We start from the raw sequence: 23765 nt of genomic DNA on the forward strand, positions 1-23765 counted from the left end.
CTGTCTCTTCTTTTTTGATGTAAATAAAGGTGGGTATCAACAAATGGCAGGTATACAGCCAGAAGGCATTTTGCCTTTATTGAAGCCGGCGGGAATGACATCCCATGACTGCGTGGCAAAGTTAAGAAAAATGCTGAAAACAAAAAAAGTGGGGCATACGGGCACGCTCGATCCCGAGGTGACGGGCGTGCTTCCCGTCTGTGTCGGAAGAGCAACAAAAATTGCACAGTATATGTCCGACTATCCAAAATCCTATCAGGCGGAAGCCATGATCGGAAAAGCGACAACCACAGAGGATGCCCATGGCGATGTGGTGGAAGACCAGCCTGTACCTGAGGGGTTGTCGGCTGAAGCGGTAAAAGATGCACTGGTTTCGCTGACAGGAAGAATCATGCAGGTTCCACCCATGTTTTCTGCTGTCAAAGTGAATGGGAAAAAGCTGTACCAATATGCAAGAGAGGGAATTGAAGTAGAACGGCCGGCAAGGGAAACGACGATCTACGAGTTGAACCTGCTTTCAGAGGAAACATACTTTTCCGGCCCTTACCCCGTTTTCCCCTTCTTTGTCAGATGCAGCAAAGGAACCTATGTAAGAACACTGGCTGTAGACATCGGGAAAAAACTGGGGTATCCCGCTCACATGTCTCACCTGGTCCGCACCAGCTCCGGTCCTTTTGAGATAGGGGACTGCTTTACCTTTGAACAGATTGAGCAGGCCATACAGGATGGCAATACGAACGACCTTTTTCTTCCCATCGAAAAGGCCATCGCTCATTTTGACGCGATCACCTGTGATGAGGAGATGGAAGCGCGCATAAAGAATGGTGCTGTCCTCCCCATGGCGTCTGAGGTGCAAGGCAGCCCGTTTGCCGTTTATAATAAAAATGGAAAGTGTATCGCTCTTTATAAACAACATCCGGAGAAACCAGGTATGATGAAACCGGAAAAAATTTTAGCCGTTGAGTAACGCATAGAGTTAGAAGGTGGAATTTTGAAAACAATAACGCTTACACATCCGCATCAATTCAATAAGAATGACCTTCCCCCAACCGTCATGGCCCTGGGGTATTTTGACGGCCTGCATCTGGGGCACCAGAAGGTAATCGGGACGGCAGCCGCCATTGCCCGGCAGGGAAACATGGCATCGGCAGTGATGTCCTTTCATCCGCATCCGTCCGTTGTGCTTGGGAAAAAGGAAGCCTACGTCTCATATTTGACGCCAATTGAAAAGAAAGAGGAACTTTTGCGTGAACTCGGGATTGATATCTTCTATCTTGTAGAGTTCAATGAAGAGTTTGCCTCTCTCTCACCGATGAGGTTTATTGAGGAATATCTTATTGGCCTCCATGTACAGCATGTTGTTGCAGGATTTGACTATACGTACGGTAAATTTGGCAAAGGAAACATGGCGATGATGGAGGAAAGTGCCAGGGGTGTATTTTCTCAAACGGTAATTGAAAAATTGGAGAAAAATGGACAGAAAATCAGTTCCACTCTTATTCGTAACCTGCTAAAGGAGGGAAATGTTGACGACATTCCTGAATATCTGGGAAGGCCGTACAGCATTACCGGCAAGGTGGTTCACGGGGAGAGCAGAGGAACCTCCATTGGCTTTCCAACGGCCAATATTGATCCTGTTCCTGATTATTTGATTCCCGCCAACGGGGTGTACATTGTACAGGCCGAAGTGGATGGTCGTCTGTTGAATGGAGTAGCCAACATCGGCACCAAACCGACCTTTCATGAAGAACGGGAGGCATCGATCGAGGTGCATCTTTTTGATTTTTCCTCTAATATCTATGGTAAAGATGTGGAAGTTTACTGGCTCTCCAGAATCCGGGACGAGAAGAAGTTTGAATCCGTGGATGCCCTTATTGAACAAATTGGCGCAGACAAACAGGCAGGCATAAATTATTTTTATGAAAAGTAGGCTTGCTCTTGCATTATTCTTAAAAAAGAGGTAATCTATTACCTGTACGTCAAGTACAAACAACCGCTGCTTGGCAGGGCGATTCACCGACGCTTGCTCGGTAGACGGGGTTTATATTTTAAAGGAGGTGAACAGGATGGCAATTTCTCAAGAACGTAAAAATGAACTGATCAGCGAGTACAAAACGCATGATCTTGATACTGGATCTCCAGAAGTTCAGATCGCTATCCTTACAGAGCAGATCAACACTCTTAATGACCATTTGCGTACTCATAAAAAGGATCACCACTCACGTCGTGGCCTTTTGAAAATGGTAGGTAAACGCCGTAACTTGCTAACGTATCTTCGTAACAAAGATGTTACACGTTATCGTGAGCTTATCAAAAAGCTTGGATTGCGTCGTTAATCGGAAAAGCGGGAATAAATTCCCGCTTTTTTTCTGTAGAAAAAACTTTATGCTTGAACATTGTTGCCCTTGAAAGCTGTTGATTTCCGTTCCAGGATGCTCGCTTTCCGCAGGGCGGGCGCTAAGCCCATCAGGCGCAAGCGCCTTCTCGGTCTTACCTGTCCCGCATTTCCTGCTGGAGTCTCGCACCTTGCACTACAATCAACCTGTCAATGATGTAAATTGCAGGATTGTTTCCAAAGCAACAATTTTTTAGATAAAGTTCTTTCGATTAAAAAAAGCGTACATAGCAGATTAACTGTATACTTAAAAGAGCTGGCCTAGTTTTTCTTTTTAGGAACGTTCAGTTTAGGATATAATAGAGACATAAATATTTTCGTTTATTGTCGAGAGGAGTACCAATAGAAATGGAACAAGAGAAACGTATTTTTTCTATGGACTGGGCAGGCAGAGAACTGTCTTTTGAAATTGGAAATCTTGCAAAGCAAGCGAACGGAGCTGTATTTGTCAGATATGGTGATACTGCCGTTCTTTCTACAGCTGTGGCTTCAAAGGAGCCAAAGAACTTAAGCTTTTTCCCGCTTACAGTAAACTATGAAGAGCGTCTGTACGCGGTCGGTAAAATTCCTGGCGGATTTATCAAGAGGGAAGGCCGCCCGAGCGAGAAGGCTATTCTCGCCAGCCGTCTCATTGACCGTCCAATCCGTCCGCTTTTTGCTGATGGCTTCCGAAATGAAGTTCAGGTTGTCAGCACAGTGATGAGTGTAGACCAAGATTGTTCTTCAGAAATGGCTGCGATGATTGGATCATCTCTTTCATTGTCCATTTCAAACATCCCGTTTGAAGGACCGATTGCCGGGGTCACCATTGGCCGTATCGATGGCGAATTTATCGTGAATCCAACGGTCGAACAGAACGAGAAAAGCGACATTAATCTTATTGTAGCAGGCACAAAGGATGCCATTAATATGGTAGAGGCGGGAGCAAAGGAAGTTCCTGAAGAAGTCATGCTAGAAGCGATCATGTTCGCCCACGAGGAAATCAAGAAATTGATTGCTTTCCAGGATAAGATTGTGGAAGAGCTCGGAAAAGAAAAAATGGAAGTCGTGCTGCACGAAGTTGATCAGGAGTTTGTGGAGGAAGTGCGCAGCTTTATCGGTTCGGATTTGGCAGCAGCTGTTTCCGTTTTTGATAAGCAGGAAAGACAAAGTGCGCTTGATGAGTTAAAAGAACGAGTGGTTGCTCATTATGAAGAAACCGATGAAGAAAAGGTGGATGAAGCCAAAGAAGTGCTTCAGCTTCTGATCAAAGGCGAAGTTAGACGACTTATTCTCAAGGAAAAAGTTCGTCCGGATGGAAGAAAGATCAATGAGATCCGTCCACTCTCCTCTGATGTCAGCCTGCTGGCCCGTACGCACGGATCCGGGCTGTTTACGCGCGGTCAAACTCAGGCATTGAGCGTTTGTACGCTGGGAGCTTTGGGAGATGTACAGGTTCTTGACGGTTTGGGTGTGGAAGAATCCAAGCGTTTCATGCATCAATATAACTTCCCTCCATTCAGCGTCGGCGAAACCGGCTTTATGAGAGGACCTGGACGCCGTGAAATCGGACATGGTGCACTCGGAGAACGTGCTCTTGAAGCGGTTATCCCGTCAGAAGAAAGCTTCCCTTACACCATCCGACTTGTATCTGAAGTCCTTGAATCCAACGGTTCAACTTCTCAGGCGAGTATTTGCGCAAGCACACTTGCTATGATGGATGCAGGTGTTCCAATCAAAGCTCCTGTAGCCGGTATTGCGATGGGCTTAGTAAGCGACGGCGAAGATGTAACGGTTCTTACTGATATCCAGGGCATGGAAGACCATCTGGGAGATATGGACTTTAAAGTTGCCGGTACTGAAAAAGGCGTTACAGCATTGCAGATGGATATTAAAATCTCCGGGATCAACCGTGAGATCTTGGAACAGGCGCTGACACAGGCAAAAGAAGGCCGAATGCACATTCTTTCCTCAATGCTTGACACACTGTCTGAACCTAGAAAACAACTGTCTACTTATGCTCCGAAAATTATCACGATGAAAATCAATCCGGATAAAATCAGAGACGTCATCGGGCCAAGCGGAAAAATCATCAATAAAATTATTGAAGAAACCGGCGTGAAAATCGACATCGAACAGGACGGCACTGTATTTATCGCATCTGCCGACCAGGCGATGAACGAAAAAGCGCAAAAAATCATTGCTGATCTTGTTCGTGAAGTGCAAGTGGGCGAATACTATGATGGAAAAGTGAAACGCATTGAAAAGTTCGGTGCATTCGTTGAACTCTTCGCTGGAAAAGACGGGCTTGTTCACATCTCTGAAATTGCCGAAGAGCGAATCGGCAAAGTCGAGGATGTACTCAAACTCGGAGATATCATTCGTGTCAAGGTTACTGAGATTGACAACCAGGGACGTGTAAACCTTTCAAGAAAAGTTGTTTTGAAAGAGGAAAAGAAAGAACAGGAACAAAAGAATAGCGAACAATAATCAAAACCGGTTTTGGACTGTAACCCCTATTCCAATAATAGGGGTGCCGTTCATTACTACGGTTTTTTTTGTTTGTTTTGAAGCTTGAAAATACCATTTATAGAGCGGGGCTCCATGTTCTAACCCTTCCAGATTGGACATACCTTTTTAATGGGAGGGAAGTGACATGAAGAGAAATCTGCTGCATATGAGCATGGCTGCCCTGATTCTTGCGTTTGCTGTCGGTATGGTGCAAAACCCGTTTACCTCCACGTATATCGAAAAGATGAAGGACCAGACAGCGACAGTGTCCAAAATGCAGGAAAACAGCCTGTACGAAGAGCTTCAGCAAAAAGCGCCATCCTACCATAAAGCACCGATCGATGCGAAAATTGACAGGGTGTGGAAGGCGATTCCCGGTTATAACGGCATGGAACTGGATATTGATGCTTCGTACAAAAAATTAAAAGGAAGCAAAACGATCGACAAGAAAAAACTGGTGTTTAAACAAATTCCGCCAAAAGTGAAGCTGCAGGATCTGCCGCCATCACCAATCTATAAAGGAAACCCGGAAAAACCCATGGTAACGCTGCTTGTGAATGTGGCATGGGGGAATGAATACTTGCCTAAACTTTTAAAGATCATGAAAAATGCCCATGTTCATACCACTTTTTTTCTTGACGGGTCGTGGGTCAAGAAGAATCCAAGTCTCGCAAAGATGATTCTGGATGAAGGGCATGAAATCGGAAATCATGCATATACCCATCCTGATATGAAGCAATTGACGAACAAGCGAATCAGGGAAGAGCTTTCGAGTACCAATCAAGTGATCCAGGCGACGCTTGGAGACAGGAAGAAAGTTCCTGTAAAATGGTTTGCACCGCCAAGCGGGTCCTATCGTGATGATGTCGTTAAAATTGCTGCCGAAGAAAAAATGAGAACCATCATGTGGTCGGTGGATACGGTAGACTGGAGGAAGCCGAACCCGGCGGTAATGGCCCAGTCGGTGATAAGAAAACTGCATCCGGGAGCGATGATTCTCATGCATCCCACGTCATCAACCGCTGATGGCTTACAGCAAATCATCGACGGCATAAAAGCAAAAGGATACGCTATTGGAACGGTGAGCGACCTGATGGATGAAAAACGCCTGCACCTCAAGTCATCCGCTGAATAACATTGTTGTATGATAGGTATGTTAATGATATATTGTTCCTAGAGATGGAATTACAGCTAGGGGGAAACAGGTTTGATTACTAGACATACGTGTCCAAACGGCGTGAGGGTCGTTTTGGAAAAGATTCCAACCGTCCGTTCCGTTGCGATCGGGGTATGGATCGGCACAGGTTCACGGTTTGAAGTTCCCGAAAATAATGGGGTTTCTCACTTTTTGGAGCACATGTTCTTTAAAGGGACAGAAACCCGCAGTGCAAGGGAAATCGCTGAATCATTTGACAGCATTGGCGGCCAAGTCAATGCGTTTACTTCCAAAGAATATACATGCTACTATGCCAAGGTGCTGGATACTCATGCACCGAGAGCGCTAAATGTACTGTCCGATATGTTTTTTAACTCCGCGTTTGATGAGCAGGAGCTGTTAAAAGAAAAGAATGTGGTGCTTGAAGAGATCAAAATGTATGAAGATACACCAGATGATATTGTTCATGATCTTCTCAGCAGGGCCAGCTTTCATCAGCATTCTCTCGGCTATCCGATTCTTGGTACGGAAAATACTCTGAATACATTTACAGGGCAAACCCTTCGCAATTATATGAAAGACTACTATACACCAGAAAATGTGGTTATTTCAGTGGCCGGGAATGTAGAAGAGAGCTTTATTAAGGAAATAGAGGATCTGTTTGGAAGCTATTCAGGGAGCCGGATGGCTTCAAGCCTGCAGGCGCCAGTCTTTCACAGTCAAAAGATTGCCCGCAAGAAGGAAACAGAACAAGCTCACCTTTGTCTCGGTTTCCCAGGGCTGTCCCTGAAAGATCCGGATACCTACTCTCTGATTGTGCTGAATAATATTTTTGGATCAAGCATGAGCAGCCGGTTGTTCCAGGAGGTCCGTGAGCAGCGCGGTCTGGCCTACTCCGTGTTCTCCTACCATTCGGCATATAAGGACAATGGTTTGTTTACGATTTATGGAGGAACGGCTCCCAATCAACTTGATGAGCTGTATGATACCGTGACGATGATCGTCAACGATCTTCAAGATAACGGAATCACTGATAAAGAGCTGGTCAACTCCAAGGAACAAATCAAAGGCAGCTTGATGCTCAGTCTCGAAAGCACCAACAGCAGAATGAGCAGAAACGGAAAGAATGAGCTCATTTTGAATTACCATCGTTCACTTGATGAAATGGTTCAATTGATCGACGGGGTAACAAAAGAAAAGGTCGATTCTCTGATTGAAAAGATATTCAGCAAGGAATGCTCCGCTTCCCTTGTCAGCCCGACCGGTCAACTTCCAAAAGGATTGCAATAAAGCCTGCAGCATGTCGCTGCACCCTCAATGTCAGGGTGCAGCTGACAATAGCTGGAGGTTTTTTATTATGGTGGGAGAGACAGTAAAATTCAGGCTTGGACCTAGGTTGTCTACTCAATCCCCAATCTTTTTCCTGAATATAATGATAGAGCAAATGAGAACGAATAACCGATTTTATTCCTGTTGACTCCGGATTGGCACTGTAACCATCTAGGCAAAGTGTTCATATGATGGTTTTGCGAACATGAACAAGGATTTCCCCTGTTTATAACGGAGCGACAGAGAAAGGGGAGGAAGCATGTTAACTGACTTGCAAGTTGCCATATTTGGCGGTGATGCCAGACAGCTGGAAGTAATTCGTAAGTTGGCTGAACAAGGGGCAAATCTTGTGCTTGTGGGATTTGACCAGCTCGACCACGGATTTACAGGAGCTTCGAAAATGGATATTGGTGAAGTCGTCTTTTCCAAATTGGATGTCATCATTCTTCCGGTGAATGGAACGGGTCCGAATGGAGAAATTGATACCATTTTCTCAAATAAACGCATCATACTTACTGCTGAGCATTTAAAAAGAACCCCGAAGCATTGCCATGTGTATTCGGGTATCACGAATGCCTATTTGGATAAAATTGTCTCACAAAGCGGCAAAGGGCATACCCAGCTTTTTGACCGGGATGACGTTGCCATTTATAACAGCATTCCGACAGTCGAAGGTACGTTAATGATGGTGATTCAGAACACGGATACGACCATTCATAATTCAAACACCGTTGTCCTCGGTTTTGGCCGGGTGGGCATGAGTGTGGCAAGAGCGTTTGATGCGCTTGGTGCCAATGTGAAAGTTGGAGCAAGAAAACCTGAACATTTGGCAAGAATCAGCGAAATGGGCTTTATACCTTTTCATCTTGATCATCTGCAGAAAGAAGTGACCAACACGGATGTATGCATCAATACAATTCCGTTTCAAATTGTAACCTCCGGTGTGATTTCTAAAATGCCAACTCAGACATTGATCATAGATCTGGCTTCCAAGCCAGGCGGTACTGATTTTAAGTATGCTGAAAAAAGAGGCATTAAGGCATTGCTGGCCCCAGGATTGCCGGGCATCGTCGCACCGAAGACAGCAGGGCAGATCCTTGGCAATGTTCTTTCCCAATTAATAGGTGAACAAATGAGTACTCGAAAGGGGAAAGTGGAATGAAGGTCCATGGTAAACATATAGGATTTGGTTTAACCGGTTCACACTGCACGTATGATGCTGTATACCCCGAAATCAAACGGCTGGTAAAAGAGGGGGCGAAGGTCACTCCGTTCGTTACACATACCGTGCAAAACACAAATACACGGTTCGGCGATGGAGAAGAGTGGCTTGAAAAGATAACACAACTTACAGGAACTGAACCTGTTAATTCGATTGTCAAAGCGGAGCCGTTCGGGCCGAGGACTCCTCTGGACTGCATGATCATCGCACCGCTGACGGGTAACTCTATCAGCAAGTTTGCCAATGCCATGACAGATTCACCCGTTTTAATGGCGGCAAAAGCCACCATGAGGAACCAGTCACCGGTCGTTCTCGGAATATCGACCAATGACGGTCTAGGATTGAACGGAGTTAATATTATGAAGTTAATGGCTGCCAAAAACATTTATTTTGTGCCCTACGGCCAGGATGATCCGGTAAACAAACAAAATTCACTGGTCGCCCATATGGAATATCTCCTTGAAACGGTTGAGGCTGCACTTGATGGAAAACAGCTGCAGCCGGTTCTCAGGATGTCGCAATCGCAATAAATGTGAAAAATAGCTTACCAATGGCGCGAATTATGATAAAATGTGAAATAAAATGTTTATTGGAAGAAGTAATCTCTCATTTGAAGCAGTGAAGGGAACAATGATGTTTCATAAGGGGAGAAACACTCGTTGTTTCTCCCTTTCTGTTTTAAAGTCAAGTATGGAGAACAAAAAGGAGATAGTGTTAAAATGACTCAAAAAGGATTTCATGTAGCTGTAGTCGGAGCAACAGGCGCAGTCGGACAACAAATGCTTAAAACACTTGAAGAAAGAAACTTTCCAATCGCAAAGTTGTCTCTTCTTGCGAGCAGCAGGTCTGCCGGAAGAAGTGTTGAGTATAAAGGGGAGGAAGTTGTCATTCAGGAAGCAGCTCCGGACGCATTTGAAGGGGTTGATATTGCCTTGTTCTCTGCGGGCGGATCCATTTCAAAGGAACTTGCCCCGGAAGCGGTAAAACGCGGAGCTGTGGTAATCGACAACACCAGTGCGTACCGTATGGACGAAAATGTGCCTTTGGTGGTACCTGAAGTAAACGAAGAAGATATTGCCAAACACCAGGGTATTATCGCCAATCCGAACTGCTCAACCATTCAAATGGTCGTTGCACTAAAGCCTCTGCAAGAGAAGTACGGATTGAATAAAGTGATTGTATCCACCTATCAGGCAGTTTCAGGAGCAGGCGCGAAAGCCATCCAGGAGCTTAGAACCCAATCTCAAGCGATTTTGGACGGAGAAGAATTTACACCAGAAATCCTGCCATGTGCCGGTGACAAGAAGCATTATCAGATTGCGTTCAACGCCGTACCGCAAATCGATAAATTCCAGGATAATGGCTATACATTTGAAGAAATGAAAATGATTAATGAGACGAAAAAAATCATGCATATGCCATCACTCGCAGTGGCGGCTACCTGTGTCCGGCTTCCGGTAGAGACGGGCCATTCCGAATCTGTTTATGTGGAGCTTGGAGAAGATGTTTCTTCTGTCCATGAAATTAAGGAGCTTCTTTCTGCATCTGCCGGCATTACTCTCCAGGATGATCCGGATCATCAAGTCTACCCGATGCCTGCTCACTGTGTTGGCAAAAATGATGTCTTCGTGGGACGCGTCAGAAAAGACTTGGACCGCGAAAATGGTTTTCATATGTGGATTGTATCCGACAATCTGTTAAAAGGTGCTGCCTGGAATTCGGTTCAGATTGCAGAAAGCCTCATTAAACTCGGATTGCTGAACTAATTAAAGAAGGTGCTAACTTCATGAAAATAATCATACAAAAATTTGGCGGCACATCTTTAAAAGATGAAAATGGAAGAGAACTGGCTGCACAGCATGTGAGACGGGCGATAAGTGAAGGCTACAAGGTAGTCTGTGTGGTATCGGCCATGGGACGTTCGGGCGATCCGTATGCCACCGATACATTGCTTCGGCTACTAGGGGAAAATAATCAGCATGTGGAGAGCAGAGAATATGATCTGCTTCTTTCCTGTGGAGAGATTATCTCTTCTGTCGTGTTTTCCAACCTTCTGAAATCAAAAGAGATTTCGGCTTCTGCGCTTACAGGTTCACAAGCGGGATTCCGGACCAATGATGAGCACAAAAATGCCAGAATTACCGATATGCAGTGTGAACGTCTGCAATCCATGCTTGAAACTTATGATGCGGTGGTTGTTGCAGGATTTCAGGGAGAAGCTGCCAACGGTGATGTCACTACGCTCGGCCGTGGCGGCAGCGACACCTCTGCTTCTGCTTTAGGTGCTGCCCTTGACGCTGAATATATTGATATATTTACAGATGTAGAAGGGGTCATGACGGCGGATCCGCGGATTGTAGAGGACGCGCAGCCGCTTTCTGTTGTCACGTATAATGAAATCTGCAACATGGCCTATCAGGGAGCAAAAGTGATACACCCGAGAGCAGTTGAGATTGCCATGCAGGCGAAGGTTCCGCTCAGAATCCGGTCCACTTATTCAGAACTTCCGGGAACACTCGTGACTTCAGCCACGTCCAAGGGCGCAGGAAGAGATGTCCAGGATCATGTCATAACCGGCATTGCCCATGTTCCAAAGGTGACTCAGATTAAGGTGTTCGCCAAGGATGCCCAATATGATTTGCACACGAACGTCTTTAAGGCAATGGCGAAAGAGCAGATATCTGTGGACTTTTTTAACATTAGTCCAAAAGGCGTCGTGTATACGGTAATGGAAAATATGGCCGAGTATGCTGAAAAGGTGTTGCGCGAACACGGCTACTCACCAGAAATCACCAGAAACTGTGCCAAAGTGTCGGCAGTGGGTGCCGGTATGTCAGGCGTTCCTGGTGTAACCGCAAGGATCGTTGAAGCGCTGGTCAATGAAAACATACAGATACTGCAATCCGCAGATTCGCATACTACCATTTGGGTGCTTGTCAGACAGGATGATATGGTCAAAGCGGTGAATGCTCTGCACAGAGCTTTTGAGCTGCACAACATCCATTCAAAAGGCCGGCAGCTGTCAGAATAAGTACGAAAAACGGATGTTGATTGCAAGATTTAAGGAGCTGATATTCATGCATTTTGGAAATGTAAGTACTGCCATGGTTACACCCTTTGACAGTAAAGGAAACATTGATTTGACCAAAACAACAAAGCTGGTCAATTATTTGATTGAAAACGGCAGTGACAGCCTTGTGGTCGCAGGGACAACCGGTGAATCTCCAACATTGTCCACAGAAGAAAAACTTGCCCTGTTCCGCCATGTTGTAAAAGTGGTAGACAAGAGAGTGCCGGTAATTGCCGGTACAGGCAGCAACAACACAAGAGCTTCCATCGATTTAACAAAAAAGGCGGAAGAAACAGGCGTCGACGCGATCATGATCGTTGCTCCGTACTATAATAAACCGAGCCAGGAAGGAATCCTTGCCCATTTCAAGGCGATTGCAGAAGTAACCTCCCTGCCGATCATGGCGTATAATGTTCCCGGCCGTACGGTTGTTCATTTTACGGCAGATACAGTGATCGAGCTGTCCAAAATCCCGAATGTCATCGCGATTAAGGATGCAGGAGGTAATCTAGGAGATATGAGCCGGATCATTGAAGAGACAGAGGATTTTCAACTCTACAGCGGTGATGACGGCATGACACTGCCCGTATTATCCATCGGCGGTACTGGTATAGTATCGGTTGCCTCCCATGTGATCGGAAACGAAATGCAACAAATGGTTACAGCCTATAAACAAGGAAGAGTAACAGAAGCAGCAAGACTTCACCGGAAGCTTCTTCCCGTTATGGATGAGCTGTTCAAGGCACCGAGTCCTGCTCCGGTAAAAACGGCCCTCCAGTTTAAAGGGCTTGATGTTGGCAGTGTGAGACTTCCTTTATTGCCTCTAAACCATCAGCAGCGGGAATCACTATCTCAAGTTATGAATATTTCATTGTAAAAAAGCGGCCATCGAGCCGCTTTTTTTTTTATAACTCTGCTCGCAACCCTCTAAGTCATCGAGACAGGAAATGCAAAAAAGAAAAAAACAGTTCTCCTTGTATTCGCTTTCGAACATAAGCTATAATAAATGCAAGTGACGTGAACGGAGAAATACATAACCAACAACTAGGAGGATTATTACATTGACAACAAAACAACAAAATAGCGATAAAGTAAGAGTTTTTGCCCTGGGCGGTATAGGGGAAATAGGCAAAAACATGTATGTGGTCGAAGCGGGGGAAGATATCTTTGTCCTGGATGCGGGGCTCATGTTTCCGCAGGAAGAGATGCTGGGCATCGATATTGTGATTCCTGACATTACTTACCTTGTGCAAAACAAGGACAGAGTAAAGGGGATCTTTCTAACTCACGCACACGAGGACCATATCGGCGGCCTTCCTTTTATTTTAAAGCAGCTTCCTGTTCCGGTTTATGGAACGAAGCTCACCCTTGGGCTTGTAGACGCAAAGCTTAAAGAAGCTGGGCTTCAACGGAGCACCAAGACCCTTTTGGTGAATTCTGATTCCGTCCTTGACTTTGGCGAACATAAAGTCACTTTTTTTGGAACCAATCACAGTATTCCTGATTCCGTCGGCATTGCCGTTCACACGCCGCAGGGAGTCATTGTGAATACAGGGGACTTCAAGATTGACCAGTCTCCGATTGATGGTAAGCATACGGAATTTGCCAAAATTTCAGAGCTGAGCCAAAAAGGGGTGCTTTGTCTTCTCTCCGACAGCACGAATGCTGAAAGACCAGGGATGACAGGGTCGGAAAAATCTGTGGGCTACGAAATTGACAATGTGTTCGAGGAAGCAAAGGGCCGTGTAATTATTGCTTCATTTGCTTCCAACGTCCATCGAATCCAACAGATTTTCACTGCGGCTGCGAAAACCAACCGAAAGATCGTTATTACCGGCCGAAGCATGGTGAAGGTCGTGGATATCGCATCAGAGTTAGGTTACCTGAACATTGAGAAAGACAGTATTATCTCCATGGATCAGATAAACAATTACGCCGAAGACCGGATTGTTATACTTACAACCGGCAGCCAGGGAGAGCAAATGGCCGCTCTTTCACGCATGGCCCATAAAGCCCACAAACAAATTGCGATCAGACATACTGATACTGTAGTCATTGCCGCCACTCCGATCCCGGGGAACGAGCGATCTGTGGCACGCATTGTGGATCTTCTTATGCGGACGGGAGCAGATGTTGTTTTCGGACAACGCAAAGTTCACGTTTCCGGTCACGGAAGCCAGGAAGAATTAAAATTGATGCTAAGCTTGATGAAGCCTAAATATTTCATCCCCGTTCACGGTGAATATAAAATGCAGAAAGCCCACCAAAACCTGGCACTTCAGGTAGGTGTGGTCCCGGAAAATATATTTATTCTCGAAAAAGGCGAAGTGGTTGAATTCACGGATGGATTGGCCAAACGAACTGGAAAAGTACCAGCCGGAAATGTACTGGTTGATGGCCTTGGAGTAGGGGATATTGGCAACATCGTTCTCCGCGACCGGAAACTGCTATCCCAGGATGGCATACTAGTCGTTGTCGTTACGATCAGCAAAGCTTCCAACCAGATCATCTCCGGACCGGAAATTATCTCTCGCGGCTTTGTGTATGTACGCGAAAGCGAAGAGCTTCTTCAGGAAGCCAATTCACTTGTAACGGAGGTCCTCGACCGATGCATGCAGGAAAAAGTAAAAGATTGGTCTTCCTTAAAATCCAATATGCGTGATTCATTAAGTCAATATTTGTTTGATAAAACACGGCGCCGTCCAATGATTATGCCCATTATTATGGAAATTTAAGCCTGCGATACCGCAGGCTTTTTTTCGTCCGAATGAAAATAACCCTTGCGTTCATACTAAAAGAAAATGGATATCATCCGAGGGGGTTGTTGTATGAACCACATGACGAATGACATAAATGAAGAACAAGAACCAAAGCGCGAAGAAAATAACGAACAAAGCAGTCTGATTAACAAGCTCCAGTCTCTTGGCCAAACCAACGTTCCACAAATGGAAGGCTCAAGCATTCATTGCCTGACCATTGTTGGCCAAATTGAAGGACATGTCCAACTGCCTCCCAACAACAAGACAACCAAATATGAACACCTAATCCCACAGCTGGTGGCAATCGAACAAAATCCGAAAATTGAAGGGCTTCTCATTATTTTGAATACGGTTGGTGGTGATGTGGAAGCAGGACTTGCGATTTCAGAAATGATTGCCTCCCTCTCAAAGCCTTCCGTATCTCTTGTACTTGGTGGCGGCCATTCCATTGGTGTGCCGATAGCCGTGAGCGCCGATTATTCTTTCATAGCGGAAACCGCAACAATGACCATTCATCCCGTAAGGCTGACCGGACTTGTGATTGGTGTTCCACAGACGTTTGAATATATGGATAAAATGCAGGACAGGGTCATCAATTTTGTGACCTCACATTCGGATATCACAGAGGAAAAGTTTAAGGAATTGATGTTTTCCAAAGGCAATTTAACGCGCGACATCGGAACAAACGTGATAGGAAAGGATGCCGTCAACGACGGACTGATCAACGAAGTTGGTGGCGTGGGTCAGGCCATCTCGAAGCTGAATGAACTAATGGAACAGAACCGGAAATCCAAACCCGAGGATGGATTAGAGGTGATCCAATGATATGGTATACACTCATGCCCTTTGAATTGATGTTTCCACAGGACGCAACAGCAGAAGAACAAACCCAGCCGATGACCGTTCTTTATAACAACATTCCGATTCTTGTGGAGCAAGTTTCACCGATGGAATATAAAGTAGTACGCGTCATCAGCACAGATCCGGCGCATTTTATGGACGAATCGTGCGGACCCGGGCAGATTCTGTCGATGAACACATTTGTAAACCCATAGAAAACAAGTGTGCCCCTGTGATATAATAATGGACAAAGAAGCAGCCCTTTAGCGGCTGCTTTAGTTGGTTTAAGGAAAAAGAGGTGAAAGAATGGCAAAACGCAATAAAAAAACATCGAAAAAGACATCAGCCTGGAAAGAACAGCTGAGCTTTGAGCTCGCTGGCCTTCTTTTGCTTGCTTTAACATTGCTTGCCCTTGCCAAAATGGGGAAAGTCGGGCAGGCGTTTGTGCAGTTTTTAAAATTTTTCAGCGGAGAATGGTACGGTGTACTGCTGATCGGAACCCTTGTTATTGCCATCTATCTGATTTGGAAGCGAAAATCACCGCCCGTTTGGGGAAAACGCTTGGCAGGCTTTTATTTATTTTACATATCCATGCTGATTCTCAGTCATCTGAAATTGTTTTCTCTTCTTTCCAAGCAGGGAAAATGGTCGGATCCTTCCGTCATCCGAAACACCTGGGAGATATATTGGTCTCAGCTGTCGGGAAGTATCCCGCAGGGAGATCTTGGCGGGGGCATGATTGGAGCAGTGGGTTTTGCAATGTTTCATTTTCTGTTTGGTGTGCAAGGTTCTGCAGTCATCCTCGTTTTTGTTATGATCATTGCCATTATATTAATTACCGGAAAGTCATTGTCAGGTGTCATCGCCAAATTGGCCGAAGCAGCCGGCAGCCTTTCTTCAACGGCCTATGAATCGTTTCAAAACAAACGGCAGGAACTGAAAGAAAACCGAAAAAAGGTACAGAGACAAGCGCCCACAAGATCACAAGAGCCGGCTGAAGCCCATCATGAAACCCGGACAATGGATGAAGAATACGAACCCATTATCGAAGACTTCACAAGGAACGTTCATGGTGATGAAAGTCCAGCGGTCCAACTGAAATTTGGTTCCAAAGGCTTTCACGAAGAACCGGAGACTCAAACGGAAACCAGCCATGCCACAACGGAAGATAAGCAGGACGGACTTCCTGCAAGCTTTGAACAGACAGAAGAAGAACATAACGAAAACTATTTGCTCCCTTCCATGGATTTGCTAGTCAGACCGACTTCCACTGGCCAGCATAAGGAACGGCAATATTCGGCGAGCAAAAGCAACGCAAAAAAACTGGAGAAAACCTTTGAAAGCTTTGGGGTAAAAGCAAGAGTGCTGAAGGTTCATCTTGGCCCGGCAGTAACGAAATATGAAGTGTATCCCGATGTAGGAGTAAAGGTAAGCAAAATCGTCAACCTCGCCGATGATATCGCCCTGGCACTTGCCGCCAAAGATATCCGGATTGAAGCTCCTATTCCCGGCAAATCAGCGGTCGGTATTGAGGTTCCTAACCAGGAGGTAGCTACGGTTACGCTACGTGAAGTCCTTGAATCCAGTCAATATCAGAAACAAACCTCCAAACTTGCGATTGGGCTCGGGCGGGATATCTCGGGGGAACCTATTTTTGCCGAACTTTCCAGAATGCCTCACCTTCTGGTAGCCGGGGCAACAGGAAGCGGGAAAAGCGTTTGTATCAATGGCATCATTACAAGCATATTGATGAGAGCCAAACCACATGAAGTGAAGATGATGATGATTGACCCGAAAATGGTTGAACTGAACGTGTATAACGGGGTTCCTCATCTCCTGGCTCCGGTCGTAACGGAGCCGAAAAAGGCAGCTCAGGCCCTGAAACGGGTGGTCAGCGAAATGGAACGCCGGTATGAATTGTTTTCCCACACAGGGACCCGGAATATTGAGGGGTACAATGAAGGCATACGCAGAGCAAACAATGAAAGTGATGCGAAACAGCCGACCCTGCCTTATATTGTCGTGATTGTGGATGAGCTGGCAGATTTGATGATGGTGGCTTCAGGAGATGTAGAAGATGCCATTATCCGTCTTGCCCAGATGGCACGAGCGGCAGGAATTCATCTGATTATCGCAACCCAGCGGCCTTCGGTGGATGTTATTACGGGGATTATTAAAGCCAATATCCCATCCAGGATTGCGTTCAGTGTTTCTTCCCAGACAGATTCGCGTACCATTCTTGATATGGGCGGCGCAGAAAAGCTGCTGGGCCGCGGCGATATGCTCTTTTTCCCTTCAGGAACATCTAAACCTACAAGGGTGCAGGGAGCATTTCTATCGGATCAGGAAGTGGAAAAAATTGTGGAATTCGTGATCGGGCAGCAGAAAGCGCAATACCAGAAAGACATGATTCCAACGGAAGAAGCGCAGGTGACGATGGAAGTGGAGGATGACTTGTTCCCTGAAGCGGTAAAACTTGTGGTGGACATGCAGACGGCCTCGGTTTCCATGCTCCAGCGGCGCTTTCGAATCGGCTATTCACGGGCAGCCAGGCTGGTGGATGCCATGGAAGCAAAGGGAGTTATCGGTCCTTATGAGGGCAGCAAGCCAAGAGAAGTGCTGCTTACGTCTCTACCGGAACAAAACCAGGCATCAAGCTAAAAAACGGAACCCCAGAACGCGGGGTTCTATTTTTTAACCTGCTTTTTCTGAATAATGTGTATATTCCCGTTTTAAAAAAATCTCAAAAAATAGTATTTATTTCTCATGATAAAAATGATATATTAATGTCGATTATTTTATTTATTTGTCAAAAAAATTTTACACTTGAAAAACACTATATTATTAATGGTTTTGATTGTCTATTGAGGTGAGTAAAAACGTGTCCATTAAGACGGATCATCGTCTGCTGTATTTAAAAGTCATTGAGAAATTGAAAGCCGACATCGAAAATGGCACTTATGAGGAAGGAGAAAAGCTTCCATCCGAATTTGAGCTGTCAAAGCAGTTGGGCATTAGCAGGGCAACATTACGAGAAGCGCTGCGCATCCTTGAAGACGAAAATATTCTGATCAGAAAACATGGTGTAGGAACCTTTGTTAGGACCAGAGCCCTATTTTCTTCCGGAATTGAAGAACTCTTCAGTGTGACTGAAATGATTGAACGGGCAGGCAAAAAGGCTGACACCGTTTTTATTTCGTCGGTGGTGGTCCCTGCTGTGGATGACCTGAAACATCAGTTTAAACTTCCGCCGGACGGCGAAATCAATGTAGTGGAACGGGTAAGAACCGCTGACAGCGAGCCTGTTGTTTACTGCATTGACCAAATGCCGGCAACGTTTATGCCTGCCGAATCACAGCATAAGTACCTTTCCATGCTCGAAATGCTTGAAAGAGAAGCCGGCAAGCGTGTTATGTATGCTGTTACAACGATTGAACCCCTCGGATTTCATGAACGAATTTCTGAAATCCTGGAATGTCCCGAAGAAGCCTCGCTTCTTGTTTTAAAGCAGATGCATTACGACCAGAATGACGAGCCGGTTTTATATTCCTGCAATTATTTTAGAGCCGATAAATTTAATTTCACAGTAGTCAGAAAACGATTATAGTAGGTTTATCCTATATTGGGGGTGATGTGCTACACCGTTTGCTTGATGTGTTAAGAGTGTTATCCGTATAAAAAATTAGGGGGAAAAACAATTGAAAAAGAGAACCGGGGTTTTATTAAGTCTTGCTTTAGCAGCTGGTACACTGCTTTCTGCCTGTGGGAAAGATGACGGCGGGGGATCAAATGCCGACGGTAAGAAGGATGCATTTAAGGTGGCCATGGTCACCGACACTGGCGGTGTAGACGATAAGTCCTTTAACCAATCCGCTTGGGAAGGGCTCCAAAAATTCGGCAAAGACAACAAAATGAAAAAAGGGACAGACTTTAAATATCTTCAATCCACGGCTGCTAGTGATTACGCTCCCAACCTTAACTCATTAGTTCGCGATAACTACAAGCTTGTATACGGAATCGGATTCCTGATGCAGCAGGATATTCAAAAAGTGGCCAAACAACAGCCAAAAGCACAGCTTGCTCTTGTTGACTCTGTTGTTCCGGAAAAGAACGTGGCCAGTATCACATTCAAAGAGCATGAAGGTTCATTCCTTGTAGGTCTGATTGCCGGTATGCAGACTAAAACCAACAAAGTCGGATTCGTCGGCGGCGTGGACAGTGAATTGATCAAAAAGTTTGAAAATGGATTTAAAGCCGGTGTAAAAACAGCGAATCCAAAGGCTGAGATTTTTGTTCAATACGCCGGTGACTTCAACAAAGCAGAAAAAGGGCAAGCCATTGCCAACACCTTCTATGGAAAAGGCGCTGATATCATCTATCATGCAGCTGGCGGAACCGGAAAAGGCGTATTTACAGAAGCAAAGAACCGTTCCAAAAATGGCGAAAAGGTTTGGGTTATCGGAGTTGACCGTGACCAGCACGAAGAAGGAATGCCAGAAAATGTAACACTGACTTCCATGGTTAAGCGTGTGGACAAGGCGGTTGAAGAAGTTTCCAAGCAAACGATGGACGGAAAGTTTCCTGGCGGAAAAACAGTTGAATTCGGACTCGATCAAGACGGTGTGGGAATCGCCCCTCATAAAGAGAATGTTTCAAAAGACGCTCTTGCCAAAGTCGATGAGTATAAAAAGAAAATACAGGACGGTGACATCACGGTCCCTAAGACAGACAAAGAGTATAAGACATTTGAAGCTAACATGAAAAAGTAAATGCTAAAAAGTAAAGGCTGGTATTCGTTTACTGGCCTTTATTTACGCCATAAAAGGTTAGACTTCTGACTCCTAGAGAGACCAAGAATAAAAGTCATTGAGGGGTGAACTCGGTGGAATATGTTATTGAAATGAGAAACATACGCAAAGAATTTCCTGGAATTGTTGCCAACGACAATGTCACATTGCAGGTAAAAAAAGGTGAGATTCATGCGCTTTTGGGCGAAAACGGAGCTGGAAAATCAACCTTGATGAACGTGCTCTTCGGTTTGTATCAGCCAGAGCAGGGTGAAATTTATGTAAAAGGAAAACCCATTTCCATTACCGATCCGAATGTCGCCAACCGGCTTGGAATCGGCATGGTGCATCAGCACTTTATGCTCGTTGAAAACTTTACTGTAACAGAAAATATTATACTAGGCAAAGAAATCACTACCGGAGGCCGTGTGGATTTGAAAAAGGCCGCCAAGGAAGTCAAGGCGCTTTCTGACCGTTATGGTTTATCGGTAGATCCAAACGCAAAGATTGAAAATATTTCGGTGGGTATGCAGCAGCGGGTGGAAATTTTGAAAACGTTGTATCGCGGAGCTGAAATTCTAATCTTTGACGAGCCGACAGCTGTACTCACGCCGCAGGAAATTCATGAATTGATGGAAATCATGAAAAAACTCGTGGCCGAAGGGAAATCCATCATCCTTATCACGCATAAGCTTAAAGAAATTATGGAGGCATGCGACAGATGCACCGTCATCAGAAGGGGACGCGGCATCGGCACCGTCGATGTGGCAGAGACGAATCCAGATAAGCTTGCGGCTATGATGGTAGGACGCGAAGTCAATTTTAAAGTGGACAAAACGGACGCTTCACCGAAGCAAACCGTTCTTAAGATCCAGAACCTCGTTGTAGAGGATGCGAGAAAAGTACCGGTTGTCGATGGCCTTAACCTGGAGATTAAAGCGGGTGAAATCCTCGGTATTGCAGGGGTTGATGGCAATGGTCAGACGGAGTTGTTAGAAGCCATTACAGGCCTAAGAAAAGCTGTCAGGGGAACCGTTGAGCTCAACGGTAAAAGCATTACCAACCATAAGCCAAGAAAGGTTACAGAAGAAGGAGTTGGCCATATCCCGCAGGACCGGCATAAACACGGTCTCGTTCTGGATTTTTCCATTGGAACAAATATGGTTCTGCAAACGTACTATCAGCAGCCTTTTTCCAAACATAAAATTCTTAAATTTCCGGTGATTTTTGAGAAGGCCAATCAACTCATCAAAGAGTTTGACGTGCGAACGCCAAGTGAGCACACATTGGCCAGAGCGTTATCGGGAGGCAATCAGCAAAAAGCGATCATTGCCAGGGAAGTGGACAGAAGCCCCGCCTTTTTGATTGCTGCCCAGCCGACCCGGGGCCTTGACGTCGGGGCCATCGAATTTATCCACTCAAAACTCATACAGGAACGAGATAAAGGAAAAGCGGTGCTTCTGCTCTCCTTTGAACTTGATGAAGTCATGAATGTCAGTGACCGGATCGCTGTTATTTATGAAGGAAAAATTGTAGCCATCGTTGATCCGAAGGAAACGACGGAACAAGAGCTCGGACTGCTTATGGCAGGCGGGAAGAAACAAAAAGCAGGTGATCGTAGTGAATCTCATTAAAGGCCGTTTATTTCATATTCTTGTACCCGTTGTTTCAGTTTTATTGGGGCTTTTGATCGGCGGCATAATCATGCTTGTCAGCAATTACAACCCCATTTCCGCCTATGCGGCGCTGATCGACGGCATATTTGGAAATGGCTACAACCTGGGTGAAACCATTCGTGCGGCATCTCCGCTCATTTTATCGGGTCTAGCCGTTGCGTTTGCGTTCAGAACCGGCCTTTTTAACATTGGGGTTGAAGGGCAACTGCTTGTCGGCTGGCTCGCTTCGGTTTATGTAGGCATTCATTTTGATCTTCCCAAGGTGATTCATCTTCCTTTTGCCATTTTGGCAGGTGCAGCGGCGGGTGCACTATGGGGAGTCATTCCTGGTTTTTTGAAAGCGAAGTTTAAAGTTCATGAAGTTATCACAACGATCATGATGAACTATATTGCGCTCTATACAACCAACGGTATCATTCGCGCCTACATGCTGGCGCCCGGCGAGCGGACAAAGGACATTAAAGAATCCGCATCCCTGGCTTCACCGTGGCTGCAGCAGCTTACCGAGTTTTCACGTCTTCACTATGGTATTGTGGTAGCCATTCTGGCTGCTGTTATCATGTGGTTCATTTTATGGAAGACTACGACCGGATATGAATTAAGGGCCGTGGGCTTCAACCAGCATGCTTCACAATATGCAGGAATCAATGTGTCCAAGAACATCGTGCTCGCCATGGCGATTTCCGGTGCATTTGCAGGTGCGGCAGGAACGATGGAAGGACTTGGAACCTATCAATACATGACCATTAATAATGCGTTTACAGGGGTTGGTTTTGACGGTATTGCGGTCTCCCTGCTTGGTGCCAATGGCTCTGTCGGAATTATTATTGCTGCCTTGTTGTTTGGAGGGCTAAAGATTGGATCGCTTACCATGCAATCCGCTGCAGGCGTGCCAACCGAACTCGTAGGAATTGTCATCGCACTTATCATTTTCTTTGTGGCGTCAAGCTACCTGATTCGATGGCTGACCAACCGATTTACAAAAGGGGGTAAAATCTGATGGATTTCTTTCAAATTCTTGCCCTTATCGTTCCGGCCGCGATCGTATCGGCAGCACCACTTATTCTTACAGCGCTTGGCGGAGTGCTCAGTGAACGTTCAGGCGTGGTAAACATTGGACTTGAAGGGCTGATGATGTTCGGTGCCTTTATCGGAGCTATTTTTACCCATTATGGGGAACAGTGGGGACTTGGCGGTGGTTCTCCATGGATGAGTTTTGTGGTAGCTATTGTCGCCGGAGCTCTTTTTGCTGTTCCGCACGCGGTGGCCAGCATCTCGCTGAAAGCCGACCAGGTGGTCAGCGGTGTGGCGCTTAACTTTTTGGCTGCTGGACTCTCCATCTTTTTGACAAAGAAGCTGTTTGGAGCTGGCCAGACGCCGGATATACAGGAACGGATCGGAAAAGGTGATGTTCCGGTGCTGTCCAAGATCCCGGTGATCGGAGACCTGTTTTTCTCCAACGCATACTCAACATCATTTGTTGCCGTATTCCTTGCTTTTGTTGTGTGGTATATCATATATAAAACACCGTTCGGGCTTCGCCTCCGGTCTGTCGGGGAGCACCCTATGGCTGCAGACACTATGGGGATCAACGTGATCAAAACGCGTTACATTTCAGTAATCATGGGAGGAGCCTTTGCAGGACTCGGAGGAGCCATTTATGTGGCTTCCATCGCAGGGAACTTCACAGGTTCAACCATTTCCGGCCAAGGTTTCATGGCTCTTGCCGCCATGATTTTTGGGAAATGGCATCCGCTGGGTGCTATGGGTGCGGCTCTCTTTTTCGGTCTTGCCCAAAGCTTGAGTATTACAGGAGAACAAATCCCGCTCCTGAAAGATATCCCTGATGTGTATCTTCTGATTTTGCCTTATGTACTGACCATTCTTGCCCTTGCCGGGTTTGTCGGCAGAGCGGATGCACCAAAAGCATCCGGACAGCCTTACGAAAAAGGCAAACGATAAGAACCAGAGCCTGTTTCCCCTCGGGGATCAGGCTCTTTATTTCTTCTTCAGGCAGGAAAAGTCATGTTTGCTATGGAAA

Annotated in this window: 20 protein-coding genes; all 20 read left to right on the top strand. The window is 45.8% G+C overall.

Translation table 11 applies throughout. From position 1 onward, the window contains the following. Positions 1-43 precede the first annotated feature (43 nt). Positions 44-967: a tRNA pseudouridine(55) synthase TruB gene (gene truB, locus QNH15_RS11320; protein WP_283894732.1), complete on the top strand. Its 924-nt coding sequence runs from the start codon at positions 44-46 to the stop codon at positions 965-967. Between the two features lie 24 nt (positions 968-991). After that, positions 992-1930, top strand: coding sequence for a bifunctional riboflavin kinase/FAD synthetase (gene ribF, locus QNH15_RS11325; protein WP_283894733.1), 939 nt, complete (start codon positions 992-994; stop codon positions 1928-1930). Between the two features lie 136 nt (positions 1931-2066). Next, on the top strand, positions 2067-2336 hold the full coding sequence (gene rpsO / locus QNH15_RS11330) for a 30S ribosomal protein S15 (RefSeq protein ID WP_061969515.1): 270 nt from the start codon (positions 2067-2069) through the stop codon (positions 2334-2336). A gap of 407 nt (positions 2337-2743) precedes the next feature. Further along, entirely contained in the window at positions 2744-4864 is a 2121-nt protein-coding gene (pnp, locus tag QNH15_RS11335; RefSeq protein WP_283894734.1) for a polyribonucleotide nucleotidyltransferase, read from the top strand. Positions 4865-5030: 166 nt separating this feature from the next. Continuing rightward, positions 5031-6020 (top strand): polysaccharide deacetylase family protein, encoded by a 990-nt coding sequence (locus tag QNH15_RS11340; protein ID WP_283894735.1) that lies wholly within the window; start codon positions 5031-5033, stop codon positions 6018-6020. Between the two features lie 72 nt (positions 6021-6092). Then, positions 6093-7331, top strand: coding sequence for a M16 family metallopeptidase (locus QNH15_RS11345; RefSeq protein WP_283894736.1), 1239 nt, complete (start codon positions 6093-6095; stop codon positions 7329-7331). 298 nt (positions 7332-7629) lie between these two features. Then, positions 7630-8532: a dipicolinic acid synthetase subunit A gene (dpaA, locus tag QNH15_RS11350; RefSeq protein WP_283894737.1), complete on the top strand. Its 903-nt coding sequence runs from the start codon at positions 7630-7632 to the stop codon at positions 8530-8532. Next, positions 8529-9122 (top strand): dipicolinate synthase subunit B, encoded by a 594-nt coding sequence (gene dpaB / locus QNH15_RS11355; RefSeq protein ID WP_283894738.1) that lies wholly within the window; start codon positions 8529-8531, stop codon positions 9120-9122. Before dpaA ends, dpaB begins: the two co-directional genes overlap by 4 nt. A gap of 189 nt (positions 9123-9311) precedes the next feature. Then, a complete protein-coding gene (gene asd, locus QNH15_RS11360) occupies positions 9312-10358 on the top strand; it encodes an aspartate-semialdehyde dehydrogenase (RefSeq protein WP_283894739.1) in 1047 nt (348 codons plus the stop codon). A 20-nt stretch (positions 10359-10378) separates the two neighbouring features. Continuing rightward, complete coding sequence (gene dapG, locus QNH15_RS11365; RefSeq protein ID WP_283894740.1) at positions 10379-11623, top strand: aspartate kinase; 1245 nt, start codon at positions 10379-10381, stop codon at positions 11621-11623. A 46-nt stretch (positions 11624-11669) separates the two neighbouring features. After that, positions 11670-12539, top strand: a complete 870-nt coding sequence (dapA, locus tag QNH15_RS11370) for a 4-hydroxy-tetrahydrodipicolinate synthase (RefSeq protein WP_129475945.1) — start codon at positions 11670-11672, stop codon at positions 12537-12539. 184 nt (positions 12540-12723) lie between these two features. Further along, entirely contained in the window at positions 12724-14397 is a 1674-nt protein-coding gene (locus QNH15_RS11375; protein WP_283894741.1) for a ribonuclease J, read from the top strand. A 102-nt stretch (positions 14398-14499) separates the two neighbouring features. Continuing rightward, on the top strand, positions 14500-15246 hold the full coding sequence (locus tag QNH15_RS11380) for a ClpP family protease (protein WP_283895534.1): 747 nt from the start codon (positions 14500-14502) through the stop codon (positions 15244-15246). After that, entirely contained in the window at positions 15243-15476 is a 234-nt protein-coding gene (locus tag QNH15_RS11385; protein ID WP_283894742.1) for a YlzJ-like family protein, read from the top strand. The genes QNH15_RS11380 and QNH15_RS11385 overlap by 4 nt, the downstream gene beginning before the upstream one ends. 91 nt (positions 15477-15567) lie before the next feature. Continuing rightward, the gene (locus tag QNH15_RS11390) at positions 15568-17922 is read left to right on the top strand and encodes an FtsK/SpoIIIE family DNA translocase (RefSeq protein WP_283894743.1); all 2355 of its coding nucleotides are present in this window, start codon (positions 15568-15570) and stop codon (positions 17920-17922) included. 220 nt (positions 17923-18142) lie between these two features. Continuing rightward, positions 18143-18868: a GntR family transcriptional regulator gene (locus tag QNH15_RS11395; RefSeq protein WP_283894744.1), complete on the top strand. Its 726-nt coding sequence runs from the start codon at positions 18143-18145 to the stop codon at positions 18866-18868. Positions 18869-18959: 91 nt separating this feature from the next. Beyond that, entirely contained in the window at positions 18960-20030 is a 1071-nt protein-coding gene (locus QNH15_RS11400) for a BMP family lipoprotein (RefSeq protein ID WP_283894745.1), read from the top strand. 113 nt (positions 20031-20143) lie between these two features. Continuing rightward, a complete protein-coding gene (locus QNH15_RS11405; RefSeq protein ID WP_283894746.1) occupies positions 20144-21682 on the top strand; it encodes an ABC transporter ATP-binding protein in 1539 nt (512 codons plus the stop codon). Continuing rightward, positions 21678-22724 carry an ABC transporter permease gene (locus QNH15_RS11410; protein ID WP_420889645.1) on the top strand — a complete coding sequence of 349 codons (1047 nt, stop codon included), beginning with the start codon at positions 21678-21680 and terminating at the stop codon, positions 22722-22724. Before QNH15_RS11405 ends, QNH15_RS11410 begins: the two co-directional genes overlap by 5 nt. Further along, positions 22724-23686 carry an ABC transporter permease gene (locus QNH15_RS11415; protein WP_283894747.1) on the top strand — a complete coding sequence of 321 codons (963 nt, stop codon included), beginning with the start codon at positions 22724-22726 and terminating at the stop codon, positions 23684-23686. The genes QNH15_RS11410 and QNH15_RS11415 overlap by 1 nt, the downstream gene beginning before the upstream one ends. Positions 23687-23765 lie beyond the last annotated feature (79 nt).

Origin of the sequence: Fictibacillus enclensis, assembly GCF_030123385.1 — a bacterium.
GTDB lineage: Bacteria > Bacillota > Bacilli > Bacillales > Fictibacillaceae > Fictibacillus_C > Fictibacillus_C enclensis.